This is a genomic window from Microvirga sp. GN3, assembly GCF_055792825.1.
The window spans coordinates 1-5703 of record NZ_JBVVAK010000277.1; the positions used below are offsets into that span (position 1 = coordinate 1).

The following is a 5703-nucleotide window of genomic DNA, read 5'->3' on the forward strand; positions in this document are numbered from 1 at the left end:
ACCGGGGAGCAATCCGGGCGACGAGATCATCCAACTGATCGGCCCAGCGGTGGGCCTCGCTTGCATGCGTCATGGCTCGACACCTCCGTGTCTAAGACAACGCACAAACCCGGCTGTAGTACTAGGAGGGTATCATGGCGAAGGCACTCATCACGTCCGCTTTGCCGTACATCAACGGCATCAAACATCTTGGCAACCTGGCAGGCTCGCTGCTGCCGGCCGACATTCACGCCCGCTACCGCCGTCAGATCGGCGACGACGTCCTCTTCATCTGCGCCACTGACGAGCATGGCACCCCGGCAGAACTTGGCGCGGCGGAGGCCGGTCTTGAGATCCGAGAATATTGCGACCGGCAGCATCTCATCCAGGCCGACATTTACCGCCGTCTGAACTTGTCGTTCGACTATTTCGGGCGCTCGTCCTCGCCCCAGAACCACACGCTCACCCAGCATTTCTTCCGGAGCCTTGAGGAGAATGGGTTTATCGAGGAACGCGTCCTTCGGCAGGTCTACTCGCACAAGGACGGCCGCTTCCTGCCGGATCGCTACGTCGTCGGCACCTGTCCGCACTGCAGATCCACACGGGCGCGGGGAGACCAGTGCGAGAGCTGCACGAAGACCCTCGATCCGACCGACCTCATCGAGCCCAGATCGGCCATTTCCGGCAGTACGGACCTTGAGGTTCGCCCTACTCGCCATCTCTTCCTGAAGCAGACGGCCCTGGTTGAAGCACTCGAGCGGTGGATCGCGACCCGGTCAGGGTGGCCACCGCTGGTCACCTCGATCGCCCGGAAATGGCTCGACGAGGGCCTCCAGGATCGTTGCATCACCCGCGATCTCTCATGGGGTGTTCCGGTCCCGAAGCCCGGCTACGAGGGTAAGGTGTTCTATGTCTGGTTCGACGCTCCCATCGCCTATATTGCCGCAACCCAGGAATGGGCTGACTGTGATCCAGGGCAGCGTGACTGGCGGAAATGGTGGTGGCAGGCCGAGGATGTCGAGTATCTCCAATTCCTCGGCAAGGACAACGTACCGTTCCATGCGGTGAGCTTCCCATGCACTTTGATCGGTTCAGGAGAGCCGTGGAAGACAGTCGACATCATCAAAGGCGTGAACTGGCTGACCTTCGAGGGTGGCAAGTTCTCGACCAGCGAGCGGCGGGGCGTCTTCCTCGATCAGGCGCTCGATCTGCTGCCGGCGGACTGCTGGCGCTGGTGGCTGGCCGCGAATGCTCCTGAGGGGAACGACACAGACTTCACCTTCGACCGCTTCGTGCAAGACGTGAACAACGACCTTGCCGATAACTTCGGCAATCTGGTCAATCGGACACTTACCTTTGTTGCCTCACGGTTCCAGGGTGCTGTTCCAGAGGGGAGAGGCGCGTCGGAGGCGGAGAGACAGCTGGAGCGGGAGTTGGAGCAGCATCTCAATGCTCTCAGGCGCTACCACGCAAGCTGCTCCTTGCGAAAGGCGGCGGACGAGATACGGTCGATCTGGCGACTTGCGAACGGTTATCTTGCGGCTCAGGCACCATGGGTGACGTTCCGAACAGATCCCGCCCGCTGCCGGGTGGCGGTGAGGACTGCCGTCAACCTCGTCGAGATCTGCGCCACCGTGGCATGGCCGTTCATCCCGAACTCGGCCGAGGCGGTTCTGCGAGCCTTAGGTCGTCCGCCTGGTGTGCCGGCTTGGCGAGAACCGGTTGCCGATGTACTTCGTCTTGTTGAGACTGGGCGTACGATTCATGCGCCGCCACTCTTGTTCCGGAAGCTCACGAGGGACTGGGCGGAGGAACAGCGGAATGCGTTCAGAGGAAGTCATAAAGATAAGTGATGCAGGGCAGTTTTGTGCCGTCTGCACTTCAACGGAAGGCCCGCCTCACGAGTGAGGCGGGCTGATGCGCGCATTGAGGAAGCACTTTGACGAATTATGGCTATCCTATGCGAGCGTCCACATCAGCAGTAAGTGGCTTCGACAAAGCTCTTAGCTCTCTTACCACAGGTGTCACATCTCAAGCATGTCCCATTCCGCACCATGGGTGACGGACTGGTCTCACTCGGCATAATAGAGCAGGGGAGTTCCAGCACATTCCTAAGCGGCAGCGAGGTTGAAATCCTCTTAACACGCAAGTGCGCGGGCGGAAGCTAGCTAATTCCTTCAAGCGAGGATGAGATGAGTTCAAGCAGTGTGACGCGGGCCGATCTGGCCCGTGCGGTATCTCAAGCGGTCGGATTGTCTCAAGCAGAGGCTTCGACGCTCGTCGGAGTGGTTCTGTCAGAGATCAGCGACTGTCTCGTGACTGGAGAGACGGTCAAGATTTCTGGCTTCGGCACGTTCGTCCCGCGCCGGAGTGGCAAACGAAAAGGACGCAATCCCAAGACAGGTTGTGGGGTGGCGATTGAGCCGCGCACGGTGATCTCGTTCAAGCCATCGGATGTTCTGGTCTCGCATTTGAACCAAGGGCCTCGTCGGGTGGCCGCGGAATAGGACTCGGGTCAGAGCGGCACTAGGGAGCATGCGGCTTTGTGGGGCAGCTCTGCTGCCTTGGCATCTGTCCTCACTGATGAGCCAGGAGCCGTGTTACGATGGCGCGTCTTGAAATCAGTTCATCGTTGACTGCCCCTCGGATCCTGATGCTCCCGTCCTTGATCATCGTACTCACCAATTACAAGCTAATGGGCTCCGATCTTGCAGCAGCCGGCCACGAGCGCTGCCGATGATCGAATGATGGGACTCACTGCACGCAGTACGCATCGCGCTAGGCCTTGCGGCCTGTTTTGCTGGCGTTGTCACATAAACGAGTTTACTTGTCTCTACTGTCCCTCGCGCGAGTGCCGGATTGTGCACTTTCAATGACTTAGGCCACCAGAGCTCATCGCCAAAGTGGCCCTTACTTGCTTCGTGTGACAACGCCCTTTTAGGCGTTCTTTGTTCCCGGTTCCAACCGGCTTTGGATCACTACGACGACTGCCGAAGACAGCCTTTATGTGCTCAATGTGTCAACGCCTTCTCGGGCATCATCGAGGAATGATGCGAGGAGATCAGCCACGTGCCGTTCTTGTACTCGTAGGTATAGGTGTAGCGGGCCGGGACCTGCGAGCCGTCCTCGAACGTGAAGGTGTAGGTGCCCGCGTCCACTGCTGAGTTGCAGCCGATCTGGATGACGCGGCTGTCGATTGTGCCGCGCGGGTGGTTCGCCAAGAAGTGCTCGAAATAGTCGATGCGCTCGGCCTGGGTCAGGCGCGGTTTGTTCGACAGGGTCGGGAGCAGGATGGCGTCGGTGGCGTAGTTCTTCGCCACTTCCGTGGCCTTCATCGTGGCGAGGGAGTCGTTCCAGCGGTCGAAGAGCTTGGCGATGTCGGCCTCGCTGGCCGCAGCACAGGTCTGGGAGGAAGCAGCCGCAGTGGCGGGTTGGGCCTGGATGACAGCAAAGGCAAGGGTGGCGGCAATCACAAAACGCATGATGGGGTCCTTCTGACGGTCCCGCCGGGCACTCCCCGGGGCCGACCGCGAGGATCTTCTTAGTCTCCCGCGCACCGCTGAGCCCCTGTCAGATCTGACAGTGGGACAGGCTGTTAGGATCCTGCGTCTCGGCGAACCCGATTATAGACGAGTAAGGAAAGAGGGCTCCGTTGCAGTAACTTGGAAAGGACACAACGAACCCATCCGAAAGCTTTCTTCACGCGGCGAGACCGAAGAGCTGGTTAACGAGACGGATTTCGCCTGTCACTCCTTGCTGTTGCGGGATGCAGTGCCCGCGACGGATCATCCGCATCACCTCGAAGCCTTTGATTGTCGCACGCGCCGTTTTCATGCTCTGGAAGCCGCGGGTCGGCCGGATCACGCGCTTGAGCGCACCATGATCCGCCTCGATGACGTTGTTGAGAAATTTCGAGGTGCGATGCTCGACGTCTTTCGATAGCAGACCTTCGCCCTGTAAGCGCCGGATGGCCTTCGGATAAGAGGCCAGTTTGTCAGTCGTAATCGAGGATGGCGGATAATTGCTCATCATCCTCATGGCTTTGCGCACGAAGCGATAGGCTGCTCCAGTATCGCGCCGGTCGGACAGCATGAAGTCGATCAGCTGGCCGTGTTTATCAATCGCACGGAACAGATACTTCCACCTTCCGCCCACCAGAACATAAGTCTCATCCACGCGCCATGACCCAGAACGGGAACCCTGGAAGCGGCGGACCCTCTTCTCGATCTCGGGCGCATAGCGCTGGACTCAGCGGAAGATCGTCGATGGGTCGACCTCGACACCGCGCTCGGACATCATTTCAGCCAGATCACGATAGCTGATGCTGTATTTGCAGTACCAGCGTACACACAGCAGGATGATCTCGACTGGAAAGCGACGGCGCTTGAAAAGAGACAATAAGGTGGCTCCACAGGTAGCCGCCATCCTCTAAACTGCCAAGGTTAATGCAACGAAGCCGTTCAGTGCGCTTGCGTTTCAGTTCATCTTCAACTCTCACGTTGCCCCACTCCGGAAATGGAGCCGGAAACTACCTGATGAGCCGGATCAAGTCTGGTGGCTTTTGCTATCGAATGCCGCGAAGATAGACTTCGTCGGAACTCTGATGTGAACCTTTCAAGCGGCAACCCCACAGGCTTGGGATTGTTGGTTCTGGACGCCTCAGGATGATCTGCTCGTGCGGGCTCGCGTGTCACCTGGTGTCTCGCTCCACCGCTGCTTGTAGCACCGATAGAACCAGGAGAGGTCGTTGAACCCATGGCCAAATGCTATGTCGGCGATGGTGCGCCTGCTCTGCCGAGTGTCGGACAAAGCGCGGTAGCAGGCGTCTAATCGCGCCGACACGAGCATCTCGTCAATGTGCTCCCAGCGCATTCGAACAGCTTCTGCACGGAGCGCTGCGAAACCTTCAGATGTGCCGCGACCTTGCCGATACTCAGCTCTGGATCTGCCAGATTGTTCGTGATGAACTGTCGGGCTGTCGCAAGCCGCGCCTGTCGAATTCCACTCCGATCGGGATCGAATGGTGCACCTGGTTGGAATGCCGCCACAGCCAAATCACACAAGATCGAATTGGCCTTGCTCATCGCCTCTGGCGGCAAGGTGGAGACCGTCTGTGACAGCGAGGTCATATAGCTGGCGAGCAGGGCTCCCATTCCACCACCACCATGCACGCGAACCGGGGTTCGGTTCAGGGGAGTGAGTTGCCCGTCAATGAGGTGGCGAGGAACATGAAGGATGGTTGTCCTGACAGGCTGCGTAATCACAAAGCTGTCGCACCGTACCGCCGTATCGAACAGCAAGAGATCCCCAGGTCCAGCGTTGTACTCCGTTCCTTGATAGACCCCATGCACGGCTCCTTCGTGCAGGTGATGCAGACAATATGCTGTCTGCGGCAGACGAGCGATCTCGGACACACTCCGGCCCATGCGATGCACAGGAAGATGTGCCCTGGCCATTTGCACGTCGCCGATCCTGTGCAACTCGATCGTTGCATGGAACGGGCCCGCGCTGGTTCGCTCGGCCCACAGCCCGAACCAAGTCTCACAAACCACTTCACGCCAGTATGCGAACTGCTCCGCCGGCGTGTCGCGATCGCTCATCTGGTAGAGTCCGCGCTAGTGGTGGAAATTTGCTGACGCGCCGGGTGTTGGGATGAGGTGGTCATTGGGCGGACCGGCTATGGTGGAGTTGCTCGACTGCACCCCAGCTGAAGGAACCCCAATG

Annotated in this window: 4 protein-coding genes and 1 pseudogene; 2 read left to right on the forward strand and 3 right to left on the reverse strand. The window is 59.1% G+C overall.

From position 1 onward, the window contains the following. The first annotated feature begins 134 nt into the window (after nt 1-134). Nucleotides 135-1832: a methionine--tRNA ligase gene (metG, locus tag ACS5Q1_RS46160; protein WP_473104503.1), complete on the forward strand. Its 1698-nt coding sequence runs from the start codon at nt 135-137 to the stop codon at nt 1830-1832. Between the two features lie 339 nt (nt 1833-2171). Continuing rightward, on the forward strand, nt 2172-2486 hold the full coding sequence (locus ACS5Q1_RS46165; RefSeq protein WP_473104504.1) for an integration host factor subunit alpha: 315 nt from the start codon (nt 2172-2174) through the stop codon (nt 2484-2486). 504 nt (nt 2487-2990) lie between these two features. On the opposite strand, the gene ACS5Q1_RS46170 is transcribed toward ACS5Q1_RS46165, so the two are convergent. From ACS5Q1_RS46170 to ACS5Q1_RS46180, 3 genes and pseudogenes are all read right to left on the reverse strand, one after another. Continuing rightward, the gene (locus ACS5Q1_RS46170) at nt 2991-3461 is read right to left on the reverse strand and encodes an SgcJ/EcaC family oxidoreductase (protein WP_473104505.1); all 471 of its coding nucleotides are present in this window, start codon (nt 3459-3461) and stop codon (nt 2991-2993) included. 217 nt (nt 3462-3678) lie between these two features. Continuing rightward, nucleotides 3679-4377, reverse strand: a pseudogene (locus tag ACS5Q1_RS46175) (IS6 family transposase). 428 nt (nt 4378-4805) lie between these two features. Then, nucleotides 4806-5579: an AraC-like ligand-binding domain-containing protein gene (locus tag ACS5Q1_RS46180; protein WP_473104506.1), complete on the reverse strand. Its 774-nt coding sequence runs from the start codon at nt 5577-5579 to the stop codon at nt 4806-4808. Nucleotides 5580-5703: the final 124 nt, after the last annotated feature.

Bases quoted from the DNA above. Each gene is read 5' to 3' on its own strand.
- metG (WP_473104503.1), top strand. From the start codon at position 135: ATGGCGAAGGCACTCATCACGTCCGCTTTGCCGTACATCAACGGCATC.
- ACS5Q1_RS46165 (WP_473104504.1), top strand. From the start codon at position 2,172: ATGAGTTCAAGCAGTGTGACGCGGGCCGATCTGGCCCGTGCGGTATCT.
- ACS5Q1_RS46180 (WP_473104506.1), bottom strand. From the start codon at position 5,579: ATGAGCGATCGCGACACGCCGGCGGAGCAGTTCGCATACTGGCGTGAA.
- ACS5Q1_RS46170 (WP_473104505.1), bottom strand. From the start codon at position 3,461: ATGCGTTTTGTGATTGCCGCCACCCTTGCCTTTGCTGTCATCCAGGCC.